Genomic DNA, 18782 nt, shown 5'->3' on the forward strand with positions numbered 1-18782 from the left:
CGATCCGGTCAGGCGAGGAAGACCGCGACGGTGGCGGTGAACCCGTGCACGAACGGGCGGCCGCCGACCGGCCCGATCTCCCCGGCCGAGATCATCCCCACGAGCGGCAGGGGGCCGATCTCGCGCTGGATGGCGTCGGCGTCGTGGTGGTCGTGACCGAACATCTCGCGGCCCCGGCCGTTGCACGTGAACGCGAGCGCCCCGGCGATGCTCCCGCCACCGACCGCCGCGCGGCGCAGCGCCAGGGCGTCCTCGAGGTCGCGGGTCGCGGTCGTCGGGTCGCGGACATGGAGCCGCGCGACCTGCCCGACCGACACCGGCGCCCCGACGACGACCGCTCCGGTCTCCGGGTCGGCGCCCGCGAGCCCGCGGACGATGAAGTCTCCGGTGCCGTACTCCGGCTGGCCGGGCTGTACGACGAGACCGAGCAGCAGCCCGTGCTGGATCTGCTCGCGGTCGTCGTCGCCGAGCGCCTCGACGGTGTCGCGCAGCACGTCGATGGCCGGCCGGCCCGCCAGCTGGTGGATCACCGCGCCCTCGCCGGCGGTCACGGTCAGCTCGGGGCCGATCGGCCGGGCGCCCTGCGAGACGAGCGGGAGCACCTCGATGCCCTCGAAGCGGACGCCGACGGCCGCGGCGGAGCTCGAGCCCGACCCGCGCAGCAGCGGCCGTCCGTCGGGCGGGACGAGCGACGGCACGCCGCCGATCACGGGCACGCCCGGCAGGTGCTCCTCGAACGCCTGCAGCGTGGCCTCGAGCGGCAGCTTCGACGCGTCGGCGAGGAGCACCATCGCCGACGTCACGCCGATCTCCACGGCCGGCAGCCCGCTGAGCGCGATCCCCTCGTCGACCTCCGTCGCGTGGAGCTCGAAGACCTCCGCCCGCCCGTCGCCCAGGGCGATCGCCCAGACCGCGACGCCGTCGCCCTGCTCGTGCTCCTGCCCGCCCGCCAGGAGCCCGCCCGCGGTGGTGCCGACCACGTCCCCGGGCGCCAGGATCTCGTGCACGACCCGCAGCGCCTCGGACGTCTCGGTCACGAGATCGCCGGCGACGAAGACGATCGCCAGGTCGCACGCGGCACCGTCCAGGCCGGCCAGGGCGTCGTGGGCGGCGTCGGCGGCCGCCGCGCCGGCAGCGGGCGCGGGGGAGAAGCCGGATCCGACGACGACGGGCATCGAGCCACCATACTCACGGCGGTGGCCCGCCCCTCCGTCATCGCGCTCTTCGGCCCGACCGCCGTGGGGAAGACCGCCGTGGCCGTCGCCGTGGGCCGCGCGCTCCGCGCCGCGGGGCACGATCCGGTCGCGATCTCGGCCGACGCGATGCAGGTCTACCGCGGGATCGAGACGCTCACCGGCGCCCGCGACGCCCTCGACCAGCACGAGCTCGAGCATCGCCTCGTCGCGGTGCTCCCGGTCGACGAGACGTGCTCCGCGGGACGCTTCGCGGAGCTGGCGCACGCCGAGATCGACGCGGCCCTGGAGGCCGGCCGGACGCCGGTGGTCGTCGGGGGGACCGGCCTGTACCTGCGCGCGGCGCTCACCGCGCTCCGGATGCGGCCGCCGGCGCCCCCCGAGGTCCGGGAGCGGCTCGAGCGGGACCTCGACCAGGACGGTCCGGAGGCGCTGCACGCTCGCCTGGCCGCCGTCGCGCCGTGGGCGGCCGCGGGCATCGCTCCGCGTGACCGCTCGCGACTGGTGCGCACGCTCGAGCTGCACGAGATCGGTGAGCTCCGGCCGCCCGAGGGTCCGAGCGCCCTGTGGACCGACGAGACGCGCCACCCGACCCGCCTGGTGGGTCTCGTGCGGGACCGCGACGAGCTCCGCACCCGCATCGACCTGCGCATCGACGCGATGCTCGCCGCCGGAGCCGCCGACGAGGTCCGCGCGGCCGACGCGGCGGGGGCCTCGGCCACCGCGCGCAAGGCCCACGGCTTCGAGCCGCTCCTGGAGGACGACGAGGACCGGATGCGCCGGGACACGCGGCGGTACGTCAAGCGCCAGCTGACGTGGATGCGCAAGCTCCCGGGCGTCGAGGTGCTCGACCTGACCGCCGATCCGGACATCGACGCGGTCGCGTCGCGCATCGTGGCGCCGTTGGTGACCGGATGACGCGCTCCCCGCGCGCCACGTCGTCGCGCCCGGCGGTCCCTGCGCCACGGGTGGTCGCCGGGGCCCGTCCCTAGACTCCCGCCGATGCGGTTCGAGAAGTGGCAGGCCCTCGGCAACGACTACCTCGTGGTGGAGCGCGACCTGCTGCCGGTGCCGCTGAGCACCGCGCGCGCCCGCCTGCTCTGCGACCCGCACCTCGGGCCCGGCGCCGACGGCGTGCTCGAGCTGTCGCCGCCGACGGAGCCCGGCACCGTCGCCGCGCTGCGCATCTTCAACCCGGACGGCTCCGAGGCCGAGCTGTCGGGCAACGGCGCGCGCGAGGCGATCATGTACCTCCGCCGTCGCGGCTGGACCGACCGCGACCAGTTCTCGATCACCACGGTCGCGGGCGAGATCCGCCCCACGATCCTCTCCGAGACCACGTGCCGGGTCGACATGGGCCGCGCCCGCACGCGCAGCGACGACCACACGGGCGCCGAGGACGGTCGCGGCACGCTCGACGCCGCCGAGTCGCTGCACCCGTCGGGTGCGGACGGCCCGCCGCGGCGCTGGACCTACCAGCACGTGAAGATCGGCAACCCGCAGTGCTCGATCCGCGTCGCCGACCTCGAGACCATCGAGGCGCTCGACCTGCCGGCGATCGGGCCGGCGATCGAGCACCACCCGCTGTTCCCGCAGCGCACGAACGTCTCCTGGTTCGTCGAGCTCGAGCCCGGCGTGATCCGCGCCCGGATCTTCGAGCGCGGCGTGGGGGAGACGATGTCCTCGGGCACCGGGGCGTCCGGCGCCGCGGTCGCCTACGTCCTCGACGGCGGCGGCAGCGGTGCGGGCGACGCCGACCACGAGTCGGTCGTGGTGCGGCTCGACGGCGGCGAGCTGACCGTCGACGTCGCCGACGACCTCCACGTCGACCTCACCGGATGGGCCGTCCCGGTCTACGCGGCGGAGGCGTCCGACGAGCTCGTGACCGCCCTGCGCGACCTGGACTGACGAGACGGTCGACACCGGCCGGGTCCGCGCCCCGGGAGCGGGTCCCTCGCGGTCGCGGGGCACTCCCCGGGGATGCGTCCCGCCCTCGGCGTGACGTCAGTCGTTGGCGTGCAGCTGGGCGTTGAGGCTGCCCCAGGACCCCGAGCGCTCGAGCGCCACGACGGCGCCGGTCTGCGAGTCTCGACGGAACAGCAGGCCGTCCTTGCCCGACAGCTCCTTGGCCTTGACCGTGGCGCCGTCGGGGAGCCCCACGACGGTGCCACCCGTGATGTAGAGCCCGGCCTCGACGACGCAGCCGTCGCCGAGGGAGATGCCGATGCCGGCGTTGGCGCCCAGGAGGCAGCCCTCGCCGATCGAGATGACCTCGGTGCCGCCGCCCGAGAGCGTGCCCATGATCGAGGCGCCGCCGCCGACGTCGCTGCCGTCCCCGACGACGACGCCGCCGGAGATCCGGCCCTCGACCATCGACGCGCCGAGCGTGCCGGCGTTGAAGTTCACGAAGCCCTCGTGCATCACCGTGGTGCCCTCGGCGAGGTGGGCGCCGAGGCGCACGCGGTCGGCGTCGCCGATGCGGACGCCGCTGGGGACGACGTAGTCCGTCATCCGCGGGAACTTGTCGATCGACGTGACGGCGACGGGGCGGCCCTCGGCCCGCAGGCGCAGCCGGGTGTCCTCGAAGCCCTCCACGGCGCACGGGCCCTGCGAGGTCCAGACGACGTTCGTCAGCAGGCCGAACATGCCGTCGAGCGACAGCCCGTGCGGGCGCACCAGCCGGTGCGACAGCAGGTGCAGCCGCAGGTAGACGTCGGCCGCGTCGACCGGTGCGGTGGAGAGGTCCTCGATGACGGTGGCGACGGCGATCGTCCGCGTTGCACGGGCGGCGTCCGAGCCGATCGAGGCGGCGAGCCCACCGCTGCCGGCGGTCGTCGCGCGGGCGAACGAGACCTCGCTCGTGCCGGTGGCCCCGGCGTGCCCGGTCGCGGCGATCGCCTCGGCGTCGAGACCGAGGACGGGCTTCGGGAAGAAGACGTCGAGCGTCCTCCCGTCGACCTCGGAGATCGTCGCCAGGCCCAGGCCGAAGGCCCCGTCGTGCTGCTGCTGATCGGTCACCCGGCGGAGCCTACGAGATCGGTCCGGCCCGACGCCGCTCGCCGATCAGGCGACGTCGCCGCGATCGGGCGGGTCCGGGATCGGCCGCCGGAGCGACTCCGGGATCGGCCGGTCGCCCGCCGCGGCGGCACGGCGCGCCCGCGGACGAACCCGGCGCTCCTCGGGCCCGAGGACCTCGAGCTGCAGTCCGGCGAGCCCGGACCGTCCGCTCGTGAACGCGCGTCGCACGGGATAGCCGGCGTCCGGCGTGTCGATCCGCAACGTCAGGGAGCTCCCGGTCACGCCCGCGATCCGCGCGAGCAGGTCGATGGACACGCGCGCCCGCTCGCGCTCGATCCGCGAGATCCACGCCTGCTGCACCCCGAGCGCCGCGGCCGCCTCGTGCTGACGCATCCCGCGGTCGAGCCGCCAGGTCACGAGCATCAGGGACGCCGCCCGGGCGAGCATCCGGTCCGGTCGTTCGTGGTCGAACCCCACCAGCGGATCCCTCCGCGGTCGTGGCGGCAGCGCGGACACGTCCCACGCCTCCCACCCGCCGGGCACCAGGTCGTCCTCCACGACCTCCCCCTCATCGTCGGACGCCCGTGGACCACCGTCGCAGGTGGGGCTGCCGTCGTTGATCGCGGGACAGCCGTGGTCGACCGGGGAGCCGTCGTCGACGCCCGGGCAGTCGTCGTCCGAGGCGGGGCCACGGCACCCCACGGCGACCTCGCCGTCGGTAGCGGCGTCGCCGTCGATCGAGGCCCCACCGTCGGAGGCGGGGTCTCTGCCGGTAGCGGCGTCGTCGTCCGAAGCCGCGTCGTCGTCGGAAGCCGCGTCGTCGTCGGAAGTGGGGCGGTCGTCGTTCCGGAACACCATGACCTGCTTGTGCGTCATTCCTGAGTCTCGCGATCGCGAGTTCCAGGAATAGTTGCTGGGGAAGGACACGGCTCGGCCGCCGTCACGAAATCGGCACGGATCGCGTGGTGATCCGCAACCACTCCATGCCGCTCGTGCGACCGCGGCGCCACTCGGACACGCCCTGCCCGCCGGCCGGGTGCCGATCGTCCGGATCGGGTCGGCGCGCGGCGAGGGTTTGGCGACGTCGGATGCCGACAGGCGCCGATAGTCCGGACCGGTTCAGCGTGCGGCGAGCGCCTGCAGGCGTCGGGCGGCCTCGGCGCAGTCGACCATCGTGGGGACCAGGGCGACGCGGACGTAGCCCTCGCCCGCCGGCCCGAAGAACGCACCCGGGGCGGCGACCACGCCGGCGTGGAGAAGGGCCGCGGCGTAGGCGGCACTTCCCGGGCCGGCCGTCCCGCCGGGCGGCTTGCGGTCCGTGAGGATCTCGAGGAGGTGCGCGGTCGGGGGCGCTGCCAGGGCCTCGCGGGCCCACGGGGCTGACGCCCAGTCCTCGGGGAGGGCGAGCCAGCGGAAGAAGGACGCGGGGCCGCCGGCGTTCTGCAGGCCCAGGGCGTCGAGGCCCGGCTGGAGGACGGCGAGCTTCTCGCGGTAGCGCTCCCGGACGGCGTCGACGTGGGCCTCGTCGCCCCAGGCCGCCACCGCGGCGTGCTGGACGAACCGCTGCGGGGCGACACCGACGCTGGGGCGGAAGGCCTTCAGGGCCGCGATCAGGTCCGCGTCGCCCGCCACGAAGCCCGAGCGGTACCCGGGCATCGAGGAGCGCTTCGAGAGGGTGTTCACCGTCAGCACGCCGGTGAGGTCGTCGCCGTCGGTCCCGACCTGGAGCGCGGAGTCCGGGGCGTCGCCCGTGAACCACAGCTCGCTGTAGGCCTCGTCGCTGGCCAGGACGACGCCGTGCTCGCGGCACCGGTCGGCCGCGGCGCGGTACCAGTCCCGGGACGCGACGGCCGCCGTCGGGTTGTTCGGGTAGTTGACCCAGAGGAGCGCCAGACGGGACCACTGGTCGGAGGTGATCGCCTCGAGGTCGGGGAGGAAGCCCGCGTCGGCGCGGAGCGGCAGCTCGAGGACGTCCGCGCCGGCGAACCGGGCACCACGCTCGTACACCGGGTAGGCCGGCTGGGGCACCCCGACGAGGTCGCGACCGCCGGGCACGTCGACCAGCACCTGGGCGAGGGTGAAGACGAGCTCCTTCGAGCCGAGCGTCGGCAGGACGTGGCGGTCCGGGTCGAGCGTCACGCCGTAGCGGCCGGCGATCCACGTCGCGACCGCGGTCCGCAGCTCCGGGATGCCGACGGACTGCGGGTAGGCCGACACGGTCTCCGCCCCGACCGCCTCGATCATCGCCCGGCGGATGAGCTCCGGGGTCGGCTCGCGGGGCTCGCCCGCACCGAGGTCGACGAGGGGCCGTTCGGGGTGCAGGCGCGCGGCCGCGTTGCGGGCCTCCGTCAGGCGCTGGAACGGGTAGGTGCCGGTCCGGCGCAGGAGCGGGTTGCGCGAGTAGGGGGCGGACATCGTCGCCAAACCTACGCGCACCGGCGCACGGCGGCGTGTCCGCCGCGCCGCCGCCGGTCGTCCGCCGTCACGCTCCCGTGCGCACCAGCGTCGCGAGCGTCTCGTAGCTCGCCTGGAGCGCCTCGGTGGAGACCTGCTCGTCGCGCTTGTGCGCGTACTTCGGGTCGCCAGGGCCGAAGTTGACCGCGGGGACCCCCGCGAGCCCGAACTCTGCGACCGGCGTCCACGCCTGCTTCGGGGTGACCTCGCCGCCCGTGCCGGCGATCAGGGCCTGCGCGAGGGGACCGTCGACCGCGACGGCGCCCGACGGGGCGTGACCCACGATCGAGAGGGAGGAGTGCGGGACGTCGCACCACCCCCGGAGCCGGGCCTCCGCGGCGTCCGGGTCCATGCCCGGCGGGTAGCGGTAGTTGACGTGGGCGTCGACCCGGTCGGGGACGACGTTGTCGGCGACGCCGCCGGCGACGCGGGTCACCGACACGCACTCCGCGTACTCCAGGCCGCTGAACTCGTGCCGCCGGATCGGCACCTGCGCCAGGCGGGCGATCCCCTCGGCGGCGCGGTGGATGGCGTTGTGGCCGAGCCAGGGGCGGGCGCTGTGGGCGGCCTCGCCGTGGAACGTCCACGTGGCGTTGAGGTTCCCCAGGCAGCCGCCCTGCACCGCACCGGACGTCGGCTCCATCACGACCGCGAGGTCGGCGGTCTTCAGCTCGGGCCTCCGGGCCAGGAGCGGCGTCAGGGTGGTGTCGACGAACGGCAGCTCCTCGCGCCCGAAGAGCACCACGCCCAGGTCGCACGCGCGGTCGGGCTCGGCGTGCACGCCGTCGCGCAGGAGCTCCAGCATCACCGCGCAGGCGCCCTTCATGTCGCACGACCCGAGGCCGTGGACGATCCCGTCCTCGATCCGCCCCGGCCGGTTGCCCTGCTCGGGGACGGTGTCGAGGTGGCCCGCCAGGAGGATCAGCGGACGGTCGCCCCGCAGCGTGGTGCCGGCCAGCAGGCAGGTGTCGTGCGCGTCGACCGTCGCGACGCCCGCCTCGAAGAGGAGCGCCTGGGCCATGGCGATCGCCGGCTCCTCGTGGCGGGACTCCGACGGGCAGTCGACCAGCTGCAGCGTGAGGTCGGCGAGGCGGTCGTCGAGGCGCGGGGACACGGGCCGACGATACCGCCGGTCGGGCCCACTGCCGGTCGCGGGCGCCCGTCGCCCTGCGACCGGCCGCACCACCTCCCGGCTCCTCCGTGGCCGCGCCGGCGGAACGGCGGCGGACACGAACCCGGCGCGTCGGGGCGACCGGCCGAGGACGACGGGCCAACCCCCGTACCGGCGGGGCGTACCATGGGGTCCAGTGCCTTCCAGCGACGACGCCCAGCACACGCACGTTCCCGGGGGGTTCGAGACCACCCACGCCTCGGACTTCGACCAGCAGCGCAAGGCGGCGGACCAGCGGGCCGTGATCGTCGGGGCCCTCGAGGCGGGCGACGACCTGAGCGAGCTGCGGGAGCTCCTGCGCACCGCCGGGGTCGAGGTCGTGGGGCAGCTCGTCCAGCACCTCGACCAGCCGCATCCGAACACGTACGTCGGCGAGGGCAAGCTCAAGGAGCTCAAGGCGCTCTGCAAGGAGCTCGGCGCGACCATGGTCGTCACCGACGACGAGCTCTCCCCGCGACAGGAGCGCAACATCGAGGGCGCGCTCGAGATGCCGGTCCTGGACCGCACGGCGCTGATCCTCGACATCTTCGCGGTCCACGCCAACTCGTCGGAGGGCAAGCTCCAGGTCGAGCTCGCCCAGCTGCAGTACAACCTGGCCCGCATGCGGGGTCTGTGGACCCACCTCGACCGCCTCGGCGTCGGCGGCGTCGGCACCCGCGGACCGGGCGAGACGCAGATCGAGACGGACCGCCGGCTGGCCCGCGAGCGGATCACGAAGCTGCGCCGGCGGCTGGAGGACGTCAAGGGCACCCGCCGCGTCATGCGCGCCGAGCGCGCGCGGTCGTCGCACATCCCGAACGTCGCCCTCGCCGGCTACACGAACGCCGGCAAGTCGACGGTGCTCAACGCGCTGACGGGCGCCACGGTGGGCGTCCAGGACCGGCTGTTCCACACCCTGGACCCGACGACCCGCGAGCTGCGCTGGAACGGCCGCACGTACCTGATGACCGACACCGTCGGGTTCATCCGCAAGCTCCCCCACCACCTCGTCGAGGCGTTCGGCGCCACGCTCGAGGAGACCGTGATCGCCGACCTCGTGCTCCACGTCGTCGACGCCAGCGCCCCGGACGACCAGATGGCGGCGGTCATGACGGCCGTCGACGACGTGCTGAAGGACATCGGCGCGACCGAGAACGTCCACGTCCTGGTGCTCAACAAGATCGACCTGATCGACGAGGACCGGCGCGAGGCGCTGTGGGCGCGGTTCCCCGACGCGGTGCAGATCGCCGCCGGCGCGGGGGAGGGCATCGGCACCCTCGCGGCGCGGATCGAGGACGAGTTCGAGGCGACCCTCCAGCCGGTCGAGCTGCTGCTCCCGTACGCGGAGGGACGCATGCTGGACGAGCTGCACCGCCTGGCCGGCGACCTCGAGCAGGAGCACCGCGCCGACGGCGTGCTCGTCCGGGCGCGGGTGCCGCGGGCGCTCGCCGGGCGGTACGACCGGTTCCGCCTGCAGCCGGCCGCGCCCGGGCCGGAGCAGGACGGGTGAGCGGGGCCCCGGGGCCCGCGTGCGACGCCGTCCCGCCCCTCGCGGTCCGTCGCCTCCGGTCCGACGCGGTCCTGCCGGTGCGCCAGCACCCGGGCGACGCCGGGCTGGACCTCTGCTGCGCGGAGCCGGTGACGCTCGCACCGGGCGAGCGCGCCATGGTCCCGACCGGGCTGGCGGTGGCGATCCCCGAGGGCTTCGCGGGCATCGTCGCTCCGCGCTCCGGCCTCGCGGCCCGGCACGGCCTGACGCTCGTCAACACCCCGGGCGTCGTCGACGCGGGCTACCGCGGCGAGCTGAAGGTCCTGCTCCTGAACACCGACCGCACGGCGACGTTCGAGGCGGCGGCGGGCGAGCGGATCGCCCAGCTGCTCGTGATGCCCGTCGCGCTCCCGGCGGTCGTGGAGGTCGACGACCTCGGCGACTCCGCGCGCGGAGCCGGCGGGTTCGGGTCGACCGGGCGCTGACGCTCCGGCGTCGGCCGGGACTCCGCGGCGGGCCCGGCCGACCGGTCGCCGCGCATCGAGCCGTCAAACCCTGTTGTCTGATCGACAATGCGACATTGACCGGCGACCGTGTCATCCTCTCCGGATGGGGGTACGCCGCTCCAATGGGCACCCGGGCCTGGCTCCGCCGGCCGACACCACAGGACAGGAGACCGGCACGTGATCCGGTTTGACGCGGTAACCAAGCGCTACCCGGACGGCACGGTCGCCGTCGACTCCCTGGAGCTGACCGCGGCCTCCGGCCAGATCACGGTCCTCGTCGGGCCATCCGGCTGCGGCAAGACCACGAGCCTCCGGATGATCAACCGGATGATCGAGCCGACCTCCGGCACGATCTGGCTGGACGACACCGACACCGCCTCGATGGCGACCCACGAGCTGCGGCGTCAGATCGGCTACGTCATCCAACACGCCGGGCTGTTCCCGCACCGGACGATCGTCGACAACATCGCGACCGTGCCGTTCCTGCTGGGGACCGACAAGAAGGAGGCCCGGAAGACGGCGCTGGAGCTCCTCGAGCGCGTCGGCCTGCCGCCCCACTTCGCCAAGCGGTACCCGGCCCAGCTCTCCGGCGGACAGCAACAGCGCGTGGGCGTGGCCCGGGCACTCGCCGCGGACCCGCCCGTGATGCTGATGGACGAGCCCTTCAGCGCGGTGGACCCCGTCGTCCGCGAGCAGCTGCAGGACGAGTTCCTGCGCCTGCAGCAGGAGCTCGGCAAGACGATCGTGTTCGTGACGCACGACATCGACGAGGCGATCAAGCTCGGTGACCAGGTTGCGGTGCTGCGGGTCGGCGGGCATCTCGCCCAGCTCGCCTCCCCGGTCGAGCTCCTCAGCCGGCCGATCGACGCGTTCGTCGCCGGCTTCGTCGGGCGGGACCGCGGCTACCGCGCGCTCGGCTTCACCACCGCGGGGACCCTGTCGACCCGCGGCGAGCCGACCGTCACCCTCGGCGCGGCCATCCCGAAGGGGACCGACACCGACACCTGGCTGCTGGTCGTGGACGCGCAGCAGGCCCCGCAGGGCTGGCTCGACCTCGGCGCGGACTTCACCGGCCACGAGACCGTCTCCGACGAGCTGCTCTACCGCGGCGGCACCCTGGCCACCCAGGGCGGCACCCTGCGGGCCGCGCTCGACGCCTGCCTGTCCTCACCGTCGGGCCGGGGCGTCGTGGTCGACGACGGCGGCGCGCTCATCGGCTCGGTGACGGCGCGCGAGGTGCTCGAGCTGATCGAGGCGCGCGAGACGGAGCGTCAGCCGTGACCGTCCTGGCCGACAGCACGAGCTCGTCGCCGCTGCACTTCGCCCAGTACTTCCTCGACCACAGCAGCGAGGACCTCCGCCTGCTCTGGTCCCACACGTGGCTGTCGGTGGTGCCGGTGGTGATCGGGCTGCTGATCGCCCTGCCGCTCGGGTGGACCGCCCGCCGCTACCGGTGGACGTACCCGCCGATCATCTCGATCACCGGCCTGCTGTACACGATCCCGTCGATCGCGCTGTTCGTGATGGTCCCCCCGCTCCTGGGGCTGGACACCCTCGACCCGCTCCAGGTGCCGATAGCCCTGACCGTCTACTCGGTCGCGCTGCTCGTCCGGGTCGTGGCCGACGGCCTCGCCTCGGTCCCGGAGGACACCGTCCAGGCCGCCACCGCCCTCGGCTTCCGGCCCGTCGAGCGGTTCTTCAAGGTCGAGCTGCCGATCGCGGTCCCGGTGATCGCGGCCGGCCTGCGCGTGGCGGTGGTGTCGAACGTCAGCATCGTCGCGGTCGCGGGCACCATCGGCCTCTCGAACCTGGGCCAGCTCTTCACCCAGGGGTTCCAGCTCTCCACGCCCGACGCGTACTACCCGCCGATCGTGCTGGGCATCGTGCTCTGCGTGCTGCTCGCGGTCGTGCTCGACCTCGCGGTCGTCGGGCTCAACCGGTTGCTGACGCCCTGGCGAAGGGCGGTGCCGTCGTGATCGCCGACGTCGTCACCTGGCTGACGGACTCGTCGCACTGGACCGACACGAAGTTCGACACGGGCATCTGGACCCAGCTCCTGGCCCATCTGAAGTTCGTCGGGATCGCCCTGGCGATCGCGCTGCTGATCGCCCTGCCGCTCGGCCTGTTCATCGGCCACACGCGGCGGTGGGGCTGGCTCGTCGCCGGCGCCAACGCGCTGCGTGCCCTGCCGACGGTCGGCGTCCTCGTGCTGCTGACCGTGATCATCTCGCCGCACTTCCAGGGGCGCACCGACACCGGCTTCCTGATCCCGACCGAGATCGTCCTCGTCCTCCTCGCGGTCCCGCCGATCCTGTCGAACACGTACGCCGGCGTGCAGAACGTCGAACCGGGGATCCGGGACGCGGCGTTCGGGATGGGGATGACCGGCCCGCAGGTGCTCCTCCGGGTCGAGTTCCCGATCAGCCTGCCGCTGATCTTCTCCGGCGTCCGCAGCGCCACCCTGCAGCTGATCGCCACGGCGACGGTCGCCTCCTACCTGCCCCTGGGCGGTCTGGGCCGCTTTATCTACGACGGCCTGGCCCAGCAGGACTACCCGCAGATGATCGGCGGAGGCGTGCTCGTCGCGGCACTGGCGCTCCTCACCGACCTCGTCCTGGCGACGATCCAGCGGTACGTCGTGTCCCGCGGCATCACCCGGCGCTTCTCGTCCAAGCAGGCCGTCCCGGACTCGCGGATCGCCGCGGTCCACGAGACGGACGGCGCGCACGCCTGATCCGGCGCGGCGCCGCGGACCCACGGCCGCCGCGCCACCCACCTTCCACCCAGCACCCCACCACAAGGAACAGACATGACCTCCAGGATCCTGGCCTCCGGCGCCGCCGCCGCCGTCCTCGCCCTAGGCGTCACCGCCTGCGGCTCCGACAGCTCGGACGACACCACCACGGGCGGCTCGTCGTCGGCCGGTGGCGCGACCATCGCCAGCAAGTTCATCTTCGGCGGCGCCGCCGAGTTCAAGACCCGGGGAGACGGCCTCGACGGCCTGAAGCGGAACTACGGCGTCGAGTTCGGCAAGTTCCGGGTCACCGACACCGGCGGGCCGGTCACCGTCAACGCGCTGAAGAACGGTCAGGTCGACGCCGCCAACGTCTTCAGCACCGATCCGGCGATCAAGGCGAACGGCTTCGTGATCCTCGCGGACCCGAAGAGCAACTTCGCGGCGCAGAACGTCGTCCCGATCATCACGAAGAGCAAGGCGAGCGACGGCGTCAAGACGACGCTGGACGGCATCTCCGCCAAGCTGACCACCGCCGGCCTGAGCGACCTGGTCTCCAAGGTGCAGGTCGACAAGGAGGATCCCGACGCCGTCGCCAAGGGCTGGCTGTCCCAGAACGGGCTGTCCAGCGCCGGCACCGCCGCGAAGGGCGTCAAGCTGACCGTCGGGTCGGCGAACTTCCCCGAGAACGTCGTCCTGGCCGAGATCTACGCCGAGGCGCTGAAGGCCCAGGGCGCGTCGATCAAGACGAAGCTCAACATCGGCAGCCGCGAGAAGTACTACCCGGCGCTCAAGAGCGGCTCGCTCGACCTCTTCCCGGAGTACAGCGGCACGATCCTGACGTACCTCGACAAGAAGGCCACCGCGTCCAAGCCGGACGACGTCTACACGGCGCTGCAGGCCGCGCTGCCGTCGAACCTGACCGCGCTGAACAAGTCCGACGCCCAGGACAGCGACACCGTGGTGGTCACGAAGGCCACCGCCGACAAGTTCGGCCTGAAGACGATCGCCGACCTGGCCAAGCCCGCCGAGTGATCCGCGGGTGCCGGAGCGCCCCGGGGCGCTCCGGCACCTCCTGCCCGAGGCGGACGCCCCGCGTCTGTCCATCCGTCGATGCCGACGGGTCCCCGTCGACGTCTAGGCTTCCCGGAGTCCCAACGACTCGATGGAGCACCAATGAACATCAGGATCCTGGCGACCGGCGCGGCGACCGCGGCACTCGCCCTCGGCGTCGCCGCCTGCGGCTCGGACAGCTCGGACGACGGCGGCGGCTCGACCTCGGGCGGCGGCGCGACGATCGCGAGCAAGCTCATCATGGGCGGTCCACCCGAGTTCAAGACGCGGACCGACGGCCTTCCCGGCCTGAAGAGGAACTACGGCGTCGAGTTCGGCAAGTACACGGTCACCGACACCGGTGGCCCGGTCACGGTCAACGCGCTGAAGAACGGCCAGATCGAGGCCGCGGACCTCTTCACCACCGATCCGTCGATCGCGGCCAACACGTTCGTCATCCTCGCCGACCCGAAGAACAACTTCGCGGCCCAGGACGTCCTGCCGATCATCAACAAGTCGAAGGTCACCGACGGCGTCAAGTCGACCCTGAACGGCATCTCGGCCAAGCTGACCACCACGGGCCTCGGGGAGCTGGTCTCCCGGGTCCAGGTCGACAAGCAGAGCCCCGGCGCCGTCGCCAAGGGGTGGCTGTCCGAGAACGGCCTGGACGCGACGGGCACCGCGGCGAAGGGCAGCACGCTGACCGTCGGGTCGGCGAACTTCCCCGAGAACGTCGTCCTCGCCGAGATCTACGCCACGGCGCTGAAGGCCCAGGGCGCGACGATCAGGACGAAGCTCAACATCGGCAGCCGCGAGAAGTACTACCCGGCGCTCAAGAGCGGCTCCCTCGACCTCTTCCCCGAGTACAGCGGCACGATCCTCACCTACCTCGACAAGGACACGACGGCGACGACGTCCGACGAGGTCTTCAAGGCGCTCGAGGCCGCGCTGCCGTCGAACCTCGTCGCCCTCGACAAGTCGGCCGCCCAGGACAGCGACGCGATCGTCGTCACCAAGGCCACGGCCGACAAGTACGGCCTGAAGACGATCGCGGACCTGGCCAAGCCCGCCGAGTAGGCCCCCGGCGGTGGGCCGCCGCGGGCTGCGGCGGTCCGCCGGGATCCGGTCAGACCCCGGCGGCGCGCCGCGCGCCGGCGTGCGCGGCGTCCTCGAAGCGGTCGTCCAGCGGCTCGAGCTCGTCCGCGCGCACGCCGAGCGCGGACGCGATCAGCTCGTCCGCGAACCACGCGTTCTTCGGCAGCAGCGGACCGTGCAGGTACGTGCCGACGACGTTGCCGCTCCGTGCCCCTTCGAAGCCGGAGACGCCGGTGTTGCCGTGGCCGGACAGCACGCGGCCGAGCGGCTCCTGCCCGGCGGCCAGGATCGTCCGTCCGCCGTGGTTCTCGAACCCCGCCAGGGTCCGGCCGTCGACCTCGATCGCGACGTTGCCGATCAGCCGGCCCTCGCCGCGCTCCGTGTGGAGGTCCAGCAGCCCGACCCCGGGGAGCGTGACCCCGGGCTCGAGCGCGTAGTGGTGGCCGAGCAGCTGGTAGCCGCCGCAGACCGCGAGCACGGCGCCGCCGCGCGCGGCGTGGGCGTGGACGGCGTCGCGCTTGACGGTCGTGAGGTCGACGGCGCAGAGCTGCTGGTCGCGGTCCTGCCCGCCCCCGAGGTACAGCAGGTCGTGCGCGTCGGGGTCGAGCTCGTCGCCGATCGTCGAGCGGGTCAGCTCGAAGCCGATCCCCCGCCACGCGCAACGGCGCTCGAGCATCAACAGGTTGCCGCGGTCGGCGTAGATGTTCAGGAGGTCGGGGTAGAGCGCGGCGATCCGCATCGTCTGCTCAGACACCGAACATCACCACCCGGCTGCCGACGTGCTCCTCGGTCGCGACGACCTCGCGCGTGGGCAGGACCCGCAGGCCGACCGCGCGGCCCTCGTCCTCGAGCCCGTCGACGTCCAGGACGTCCAGCACGGTGCGGTCGCTCGTCACGCGGCGGTCGCCCGCGGGGGTCACGACCTCGCGCACGCGGTCCAGGACGATCCGCCCGTCGGCGACGTCGACGCCGACCGGGCGGCTGGCGTAGACCGTGCCGCCGTGGTCCTTCATGTCGGGGGCGAGGTGCGCGGCCTCGTCGGCGCCGAACGGCTCGACGTCCTCCACGATCGCGATCGCCGCGACGCCGCCCGGGGTCAGGTGGTCGCGGATGCCCTGCAGGAGCGCCGCCCGCCCGGCCGCGCCGTCGAGCAGCTGGACGGTCTGCATGGGGGCGACGATCAGGGCGAAGCGCTCGCCGAGCCGGAGCTCCCGGGCGTCGCTGACCGCCGCGGCCGCCGGCAGCGAGCGCAGGGCGGCGCGGCGACGGAGCTCGGCGCAGAAGGCGGCGTCGACGTCGACCCCGAGGACCGCGCGGCCCCGGGAGGCGAGGTCGAGCGACACCCGTCCGGTGCCGCTGCCCAGGTCGAGCACCCGCGACGGCGACGGCGTCCCGGGCGGGATCAGCTCGTCCGCCAACGTGCGCCACAGGCGGAGGTCCGCCCGGTAGCCGCCGCACTCGAGGTCGTGCCAGCGGACGTGGTCGAGTTCGCGGTCCGCGGCCTCGGCGAGGGCGTCCGCCGCGTCGTGCGTGGTGTCGGGACGGCCGCTCACGCGAACGACCCCTTCGCGGCGCCGCGCCGGACGAGCTCCTCGCGCAGCTCGAGCATCGCGGTGTAGGTCGGGATCGCGTGGATCGGCACGGCGTGGTCCTGCGGGGCGGCCGCGAGCGCGTGGTCGAGCGCGGCGGAGATCCCGTCGGTGACGACGGCGATCCGGTCGGGCGCGACGCCGGCGTACTTCCAGCGCACCGCCATCTCCGCGGCCCGGGTGCCGGCGCAGGTCACGTGGCGGACCCGGCTCGCGATGGCCTCGAGGTCGGCGTCCCACACCCACGAGACGTCGCGGCCGTCGGCGATGCGGTCGTTGAGCACCGCGAGCAGGTCGAGCTCGTCCTCCGCCAGCGCGAGGGTCCGGGCGACCTCGTTGGCGCCGGCCGGGTTCTTCACGAGCAGGAGCTGGAGCTCGCGCTCGCCGATCCGGACGGTCTCCGCGCGGCCGAACGCCGCGGCGGTCGAGGTCAGGCCGGCGGCGATCGTCGCGGCGGGCACGCCGAGCGCGTGGGTCAGGGCCGCGGCGCCGAGGGCGTTGTAGACGTTGTAGAGGCCCGGCAGGTGGACGTCGACGGTCACCGTGCCGTCGGGCAGGCGCAGGTCGATCGTCGAGCCCCGCGTCCCGTGCAGCACGACCCGATCGGCGGTGACCTGGGGCTCCGGGCGCCGGTGCCCGCAGCTCGGGCACGCGTAGTGGCCGAGGTGCCCGACGAACGACGCCGTGTAGACGTAGGAGGCGCCGCAGATCCGGCAGGTCGTGGCGTCGGACGCGTGGTCCGCGGTGTCGCGCGCGACCGCGACGTCCTGCACCCCGAAGTAGAGGACGTCGGCGCGGTCGATGCCGAGATCGGCGACCGCCGGGTCGTCGGCTCCCAGGACCAGCCGGAAGCCGGGCTCGCCGCTCGCGGTCGTCGTCGCGGCGTCGTCGGCCACGATCTGGTGCCAGCGGTCCGCGATCGCCTCCAGCTCGCCGTAGCGGTCCAGCTGGTCGCGGAAGAGGTTCGCGAGCAGCACCACCCGCGGGCGCAGCGCCCGGACGAGGCCGTCGAGCCAGAACTCGTCGACCTCGAACAGCCCGAGCGCGCCGGTCGGCCGTCCGCGCCGCCAGGAGCCCAGCAGCGACGCGGCGATCCCGCCGGCCATGTTCGCGCCCTGCCGGTTGTGCACGAGCGTCGTCCCGTGGGCCTCCAGGATCGACGCGACGAGCGCGGCCGTCGTCGTCTTCCCGTTCGTGGCGCTGAGGACGACGGACCCCTCGTCGAGGCGGTCGGACATGCGCGCGATCGCGTCGGGCCGCATGCGGGTCAGCACCTTGCCCGGGAGGCTCGTGCCGCCCTTCCCGGCGAGGCGGGCCATGCGCCCGGCGAGGCGGGCCGTGGCGACGGCGGCGGGCAGCGGCACGCCGGTGCGTGCCTGGACGGCGGGCGCGCTCACGCGGCGACCCCCGACGGCCGGTCGACCCCGGACCGGAGGCCCCCGGCCGCCGGCACCAGCAGCCGCAGGGACGCCGGACGGGTCGAGATCGTCAGCGGCAGCACGCCGATCGGGTCGCCGTCGGCGTAGGCCACCAGCGGACCGTCGGCCTCGACGCGGATCGTGCGGGCGGTCGAGAGCTCGACGTACCGGGTCCCGACGTGGCTGCCGCGGAAGACGCGGGGGAGGAAGCGGAGGATGCGCAGCCGGTCGCGCCAGCCGCAGCGGTCCGGCCGGCCGCGGTGGGGGACCGCGACGACGTCGAGGACGCCGTCGCCGAGCGAGGCGTGGGGCGCCATGTGCATCCCCCCACCGTAGGCACCCGAGTTCGCGACCGCGAGCAGGAGCACCGTCGAGGCCCGCTCGGCGCCGTCGGCCACGATGCGCAGCGGCACCGGGCGCAGTCCGGCCAGCGCGCCGACCGCGCCGACGACGTAGACGAGGCCACCGAGCGCCGGCGGGGCGGCGTTGGCGATCCGGTTGGCCTCGGCGTCGAAGCCGATCGAGACGATCGACAGGAAGGTCCGGTCGACCCCGTCGGAGCCGCGGGCGACGCCGGTGTCCAGCAGCGCCTCGACCCCGCAGGCGAGCGTCTCGGTCGCGGCCTCCTGATCGGTCGGCAGCCCGAGGAACCGGGCGAAGTCGTTGCCGCGGCCGGCGGGGAGCAGCCCGACGACCGCGTCGTCGCGGAGGACGGCCTCGCCGGCCAGGATCCGCAGCATCCCGTCACCACCGACGGCGACCGCGACGTCGCCGCGGTCGAACGCGCGCCGGGCCTCCTGCGCGGCGTGCTCGGCGTCGAGCGTCTCGACGGTCCGCACGCGCATCCCGCGGGCCGTCAGCCGGGAGGCGGCCTCGGCCGCGGTGCGCCGCCCGCGACCGCCGCCGGCCGCCGGGTTGACCACGAGCGTGATCCGGCGGGCACGCGGATCGGTCGTCCGCGCGACGGGCGCTGACGCTCCCGGTGCGACGTCGTGGGTCCGTGAGGGCACCCGCGAAGTATCGCGGGCCCTCCGGACCTCCGTCGCGACCCGCGCCTCCGCGCGCGGACGGCACCCCGTCCGA

General features: G+C 74.1%; 18 protein-coding genes. 9 read left to right on the plus strand and 9 right to left on the minus strand.

Going from position 1 to position 18782, the window contains the following annotated elements:
• Positions 1-8 precede the first annotated feature (8 nt).
• Entirely contained in the window at positions 9-1175 is a 1167-nt protein-coding gene (locus PATMI_RS31510; RefSeq protein ID WP_051472019.1) for an FIST signal transduction protein, read from the minus strand.
• A 21-nt stretch (positions 1176-1196) separates the two neighbouring features.
• On the opposite strand from PATMI_RS31510, the gene miaA reads away from it, so the two are divergent.
• The gene (gene miaA / locus PATMI_RS0118650) at positions 1197-2111 is read left to right on the plus strand and encodes a tRNA (adenosine(37)-N6)-dimethylallyltransferase MiaA (RefSeq protein WP_157260850.1); all 915 of its coding nucleotides are present in this window, start codon (positions 1197-1199) and stop codon (positions 2109-2111) included.
• A gap of 84 nt (positions 2112-2195) precedes the next feature.
• A complete protein-coding gene (dapF, locus tag PATMI_RS0118655) occupies positions 2196-3101 on the plus strand; it encodes a diaminopimelate epimerase (protein WP_026911977.1) in 906 nt (301 codons plus the stop codon).
• A gap of 96 nt (positions 3102-3197) precedes the next feature.
• Here the strand turns inward: dapF and dapD are convergent, their stop codons facing one another.
• From dapD to dapE, 4 genes are all read right to left on the minus strand, one after another.
• Positions 3198-4211: a 2,3,4,5-tetrahydropyridine-2,6-dicarboxylate N-succinyltransferase gene (dapD, locus tag PATMI_RS0118660; protein ID WP_026911978.1), complete on the minus strand. Its 1014-nt coding sequence runs from the start codon at positions 4209-4211 to the stop codon at positions 3198-3200.
• Between the two features lie 45 nt (positions 4212-4256).
• The gene (locus PATMI_RS0118665) at positions 4257-5087 is read right to left on the minus strand and encodes a helix-turn-helix domain-containing protein (protein ID WP_026911979.1); all 831 of its coding nucleotides are present in this window, start codon (positions 5085-5087) and stop codon (positions 4257-4259) included.
• Positions 5088-5330: 243 nt separating this feature from the next.
• The gene (locus PATMI_RS31515) at positions 5331-6626 is read right to left on the minus strand and encodes a pyridoxal phosphate-dependent aminotransferase (RefSeq protein WP_051472020.1); all 1296 of its coding nucleotides are present in this window, start codon (positions 6624-6626) and stop codon (positions 5331-5333) included.
• 67 nt (positions 6627-6693) lie between these two features.
• Positions 6694-7779 carry a succinyl-diaminopimelate desuccinylase gene (dapE, locus tag PATMI_RS0118675; protein WP_026911980.1) on the minus strand — a complete coding sequence of 362 codons (1086 nt, stop codon included), beginning with the start codon at positions 7777-7779 and terminating at the stop codon, positions 6694-6696.
• Positions 7780-7972: 193 nt separating this feature from the next.
• Here dapE and hflX point away from each other — a divergent pair, with 193 nt between their 5' ends.
• From hflX to PATMI_RS38005, 7 genes are all read left to right on the plus strand, one after another.
• On the plus strand, positions 7973-9325 hold the full coding sequence (hflX, locus tag PATMI_RS31520; protein WP_051472021.1) for a GTPase HflX: 1353 nt from the start codon (positions 7973-7975) through the stop codon (positions 9323-9325).
• Positions 9322-9789, plus strand: coding sequence for a dUTP diphosphatase (gene dut, locus PATMI_RS31525; RefSeq protein WP_036726108.1), 468 nt, complete (start codon positions 9322-9324; stop codon positions 9787-9789). The genes hflX and dut overlap by 4 nt, the downstream gene beginning before the upstream one ends.
• A gap of 198 nt (positions 9790-9987) precedes the next feature.
• Positions 9988-11091 (plus strand): ABC transporter ATP-binding protein, encoded by a 1104-nt coding sequence (locus PATMI_RS0118690; RefSeq protein WP_026911981.1) that lies wholly within the window; start codon positions 9988-9990, stop codon positions 11089-11091.
• 32 nt (positions 11092-11123) lie between these two features.
• Positions 11124-11786, plus strand: a complete 663-nt coding sequence (locus PATMI_RS0118695; RefSeq protein WP_026911982.1) for an ABC transporter permease — start codon at positions 11124-11126, stop codon at positions 11784-11786.
• Positions 11783-12544: an ABC transporter permease gene (locus PATMI_RS31530; RefSeq protein ID WP_036726109.1), complete on the plus strand. Its 762-nt coding sequence runs from the start codon at positions 11783-11785 to the stop codon at positions 12542-12544. Before PATMI_RS0118695 ends, PATMI_RS31530 begins: the two co-directional genes overlap by 4 nt.
• Before the next feature lie 75 nt (positions 12545-12619).
• The gene (locus PATMI_RS38000) at positions 12620-13579 is read left to right on the plus strand and encodes a glycine betaine ABC transporter substrate-binding protein (RefSeq protein WP_051472022.1); all 960 of its coding nucleotides are present in this window, start codon (positions 12620-12622) and stop codon (positions 13577-13579) included.
• A 141-nt stretch (positions 13580-13720) separates the two neighbouring features.
• Positions 13721-14674, plus strand: a complete 954-nt coding sequence (locus PATMI_RS38005) for a glycine betaine ABC transporter substrate-binding protein (RefSeq protein WP_051472023.1) — start codon at positions 13721-13723, stop codon at positions 14672-14674.
• A 49-nt stretch (positions 14675-14723) separates the two neighbouring features.
• Here the strand turns inward: PATMI_RS38005 and PATMI_RS31550 are convergent, their stop codons facing one another.
• The 4 genes from PATMI_RS31550 to PATMI_RS31560 are packed head-to-tail and all read right to left on the minus strand — an operon-like array spanning position 14724 to position 18709.
• Positions 14724-15446 (minus strand): type 1 glutamine amidotransferase, encoded by a 723-nt coding sequence (locus PATMI_RS31550; RefSeq protein ID WP_245604196.1) that lies wholly within the window; start codon positions 15444-15446, stop codon positions 14724-14726.
• Positions 15439-16245 carry a class I SAM-dependent methyltransferase gene (locus PATMI_RS35050; RefSeq protein ID WP_026911983.1) on the minus strand — a complete coding sequence of 269 codons (807 nt, stop codon included), beginning with the start codon at positions 16243-16245 and terminating at the stop codon, positions 15439-15441. The genes PATMI_RS31550 and PATMI_RS35050 overlap by 8 nt, the downstream gene beginning before the upstream one ends.
• Positions 16242-17678 carry a MurT ligase domain-containing protein gene (locus tag PATMI_RS0118735; protein ID WP_245604197.1) on the minus strand — a complete coding sequence of 479 codons (1437 nt, stop codon included), beginning with the start codon at positions 17676-17678 and terminating at the stop codon, positions 16242-16244. Before PATMI_RS0118735 ends, PATMI_RS35050 begins: the two co-directional genes overlap by 4 nt.
• Positions 17675-18709 (minus strand): diacylglycerol/lipid kinase family protein, encoded by a 1035-nt coding sequence (locus PATMI_RS31560; RefSeq protein ID WP_051472024.1) that lies wholly within the window; start codon positions 18707-18709, stop codon positions 17675-17677. Before PATMI_RS31560 ends, PATMI_RS0118735 begins: the two co-directional genes overlap by 4 nt.
• Between the last annotated feature and the right edge of the window lie 73 nt (positions 18710-18782).

Origin of the sequence: Patulibacter minatonensis DSM 18081 (assembly GCF_000519325.1) — a bacterium.
Taxonomy (GTDB): Bacteria; Actinomycetota; Thermoleophilia; order Solirubrobacterales; family Solirubrobacteraceae; genus Patulibacter; species Patulibacter minatonensis.

Coding starts and splice junctions, on each gene's coding strand:
- PATMI_RS31510 (WP_051472019.1), bottom strand. CDS start 1,175: ATGCCCGTCGTCGTCGGATCCGGCTTCTCCCCCGCGCCCGCTGCCGGC.
- dapF (WP_026911977.1), top strand. CDS start 2,196: ATGCGGTTCGAGAAGTGGCAGGCCCTCGGCAACGACTACCTCGTGGTG.
- PATMI_RS0118665 (WP_026911979.1), bottom strand. CDS start 5,087: ATGACGCACAAGCAGGTCATGGTGTTCCGGAACGACGACCGCCCCACT.
- PATMI_RS31515 (WP_051472020.1), bottom strand. CDS start 6,626: ATGTCCGCCCCCTACTCGCGCAACCCGCTCCTGCGCCGGACCGGCACC.
- PATMI_RS38000 (WP_051472022.1), top strand. CDS start 12,620: ATGACCTCCAGGATCCTGGCCTCCGGCGCCGCCGCCGCCGTCCTCGCC.
- PATMI_RS38005 (WP_051472023.1), top strand. CDS start 13,721: ATGAACATCAGGATCCTGGCGACCGGCGCGGCGACCGCGGCACTCGCC.